Annotated in this window: 4 protein-coding genes; all 4 read left to right on the top strand. The window is 41.8% G+C overall.

Features of this window, described 5'->3' with window-relative positions:
* The coding region (gene priA, locus AC1DSB_RS16755; protein ID WP_477587163.1) for a replication restart helicase PriA at positions 1–1,393 on the top strand (1,393 nt) is incomplete at its 5' end.
* A gap of 25 nt (positions 1,394–1,418) precedes the next feature.
* A complete protein-coding gene (gene def, locus AC1DSB_RS16760) occupies positions 1,419–1,907 on the top strand; it encodes a peptide deformylase (protein WP_477531029.1) in 489 nt (162 codons plus the stop codon).
* Complete coding sequence (fmt, locus tag AC1DSB_RS16765) at positions 1,904–2,845, top strand: methionyl-tRNA formyltransferase (protein WP_016427734.1); 942 nt, start codon at positions 1,904–1,906, stop codon at positions 2,843–2,845. Before def ends, fmt begins: the two co-directional genes overlap by 4 nt.
* Positions 2,842–3,264, top strand: a 423-nt coding sequence (locus AC1DSB_RS16770) for a transcription antitermination factor NusB (RefSeq protein ID WP_477587164.1), incomplete at its 3' end; no start/stop codon positions are given. The genes fmt and AC1DSB_RS16770, both read left to right, overlap by 4 nt.

A 3,264-nucleotide genomic window follows, 5' to 3' on the forward strand; every position in this document is an offset into this window, starting at 1 on the left:
ACTTGTGGCTGTATTGCATAGTGGATTATCGACTGGGGAAAAATACGATGAATGGCGAAAAATCAAACGCGGCGAAGTAAAAGTGGTCGTGGGTGCCCGTTCAGCCATATTTGCTCCATTTCAAAATGTTGGCATCATCATTTTGGACGAGGAACATGAAGGAACTTATAAGCAGGACGATTCACCTCGTTATCATGCACGAGATGTTGCAATCTGGCGAAGTGAATATCACAACTGTCCAGTTATTTTAGGAAGTGCCACGCCGTCACTTGAGTCATTTGCACGTGCCAAAAAAGGGAATTATGCCTTGTTGACGTTGGCCAACAGACCAAAAGAACAGGCATTACCTGAAGTGTCTGTCGTCGATATGCGAGAGCAATTGAAAAACGGCAACCGCTCCATGTTTTCTCTGGAACTGGCAGAAGCGATCAATGTGAGACTGGACAAGCAGGAACAGATGGTGTTGTTCCTGAATCGTCGTGGTCACTCGTCATTTGTTCTCTGTCGGGATTGTGGTACCGTGGTGGAATGTCCAAACTGCGATATTTCCATGACCTATCATCGCCATCAGGAAAAGATTAAATGTCACTATTGTGGTGAAGAGTCCCAAGTGCCTACTACTTGTCCAGAATGCAGCAGTGAGCATATCCGATTCTTTGGAACAGGTACTCAAAAAGTAGAAGAAGAAATTGCCCGATTGTTTCCAACGGCAAGGGTACTGCGTATGGATGTGGATACCACTCGGAAAAAAGGATCACATGAACACATTCTGAATCTGTTCGGAGAAGGAAAAGCCGATATACTGCTTGGCACGCAAATGATTGCCAAAGGTCTTGATTTCCCAAATATCACATTAGTAGGGGTCTTGTCAGCAGATACAACGCTTCATTTAGCGGATTTCAGAGCTGCCGAAAAAACGTTCCAATTATTAACCCAAGTCAGTGGAAGAGCCGGAAGGCATGATAAAGCAGGGGAAGTCATTGTGCAAACCTACACCCCCGAACACTATGCTATTCAATTCGCACAACAGCACGACTTTGTCCCATTTTACAATCAGGAAATGATGAACCGGAAACAATTTTTATATCCTCCATTCACATATGTCGTGCTGATTCAAATCACGCATGAAGATGTTTTGATGACTGCGGAATATGCACATAAAACAGCAAACTGGCTCCGTGACAATTTATCTCCGCAATCTGAAATTATTGGCCCGACGGCATCGTCTATTAGTCGTTTGCAAAATAGATATCGCTATCAATGTTTGATAAAATACAAAAAAGAACYGACGCTCCCGGAAGTATTGCAGCAATTAACGCGTATTTACCGGACGGACTGGATAAAAAAAGGGATTTTAATGTCCATTGACTTAAACCCTTCATCCATCATGTGAGCGGAAATGAAATGAGGAATAATCTTTGACGATTCGAAAAATCGTATTACATCCAAATGAAATATTAACAACTCCAACAAAAGAAGTGACAGAGTTCGATCAGAAACTTGCAACTTTACTTGACGATATGTATGAGACCATGCTTGAGTCAGATGGCATAGGAATAGCAGCGCCACAAGTGGGAGAGTTGCTTCGCGTTGCAATTGTAGACTTAGGAGAAGGGGAAGACATCATTGAGATGATCAATCCTTTGGTAGTTGATACGGAAGGGGAAGCCATAGAAGTGGAAGGTTGCCTCAGTTTCCCAGAACTTTATGGCGAAGTTGAACGTCCATATTTCGTACAGATAAAAGCACAGGAAAGAGACGGCACGTGGTATGAACTCGAGGCTGAAGATTATGAAGCAAGAGCCATTCTACATGAAATCGATCATTTGGATGGCGTATTGTTTGATTCGAAAATAATTCGCGTCGTCGATCCATCTGAGCTTGAAACTGAGGAGGAATTGATTTGACCTCTTTAGTATTTATGGGGACTCCAGAGTTCTCAGTACCGATTTTAACCATGCTACATGAAGAAGGCTATTCCATTTTAGCTGTTGTAACTCAGCCAGACCGTCCTGTAGGGCGTAAAAAAGTATTGACACCAACTCCTGTTAAAAAAGAAGCGTTACGTCTTGGATTACCTGTCATTCAGCCTGAAAAACTAAAAGGTTCACCACAACTAGATGAAATTCTTTCTTTACAACCGGATATTGTGGTAACGGCTGCGTTTGGTCAGTTACTTCCTAAAGAAATTCTGGAAGCACCTAAATATGGCTGTCTGAATGTACATGCTTCTTTGCTTCCTGCATATCGTGGGGGTGCTCCGATACATCAAGCTGTGATTGATGGTCAGACAGAAACAGGTGTGACCATCATGTATATGGCGCAAAAATTGGACGCTGGTGATATTATTTCACAAAAATCGATACCGATTGAACAATCCGATACAACAGGAGTTCTTTTTGAAAAATTGAGTGTCGTTGGACGTGACTTGTTAAAAGAAACATTACCGACCATTATTAATGGCTCAAATGCAAGATTGGTTCAGGATGAAAGCCTTGTGACATTTGCCCGCAATATTTCAAGAGAACAAGAACGAATTGATTGGAAACAGTCGGCACAGGACATTTATAATTTGGTACGTGGTCTTAATCCTTGGCCAGTTGCCTATACCACGTTGAAACAGGAAAACGTGAAAATATGGTGGGGTCAACCGAGTCAACAAACTTACTCGCAACCTGTAGGTACAGTCGTTGAATTGAAAGTTGATCGAGTGATTGTGCAAACAGGCGATAAACTAGCTTTTGAAATTACCGAATTACAACCAGCAGGAAAGAAAAAAATGTCTGCAGAAGAATTTCTACGAGGCACTGGTTCTAAATTACAGATTGGGGATCAGTTTGAATGAGCTCAAAAAGTTATAGAATGTGGAACGGAAATGTACGCGATGCCGCATTATCAATCTTGATGGCAATTGAAAAAAATCAAGCGTACAGTAATTTGTTACTTCATCAGACCATAGAAAAATATGATATTGAACCAAAAGACCGTGGGTTATTAACGGAAATTACTTATGGTACGCTGCAACACAAGATGACGCTTGATTACTATCTACAACCGTTCATCAAAGGAAAGCTGGATGATTGGGTTCGCCAGTTATTAAGACTTTCACTTTATCAAATTCATTATTTGGACCGAATTCCGAATCATGCTGCTGTCAATGAAGCTGTTGAAATTGCCAAGAAACGCAGTCACAAAGGGACAGCTGGATTGGTTAATGGCATTTTAAGAGGCATTCTACGACAAGGAGTTCGCTCGACTGAGGAT

This window comes from Paenisporosarcina sp. P4_E4_2, assembly GCF_056401595.1.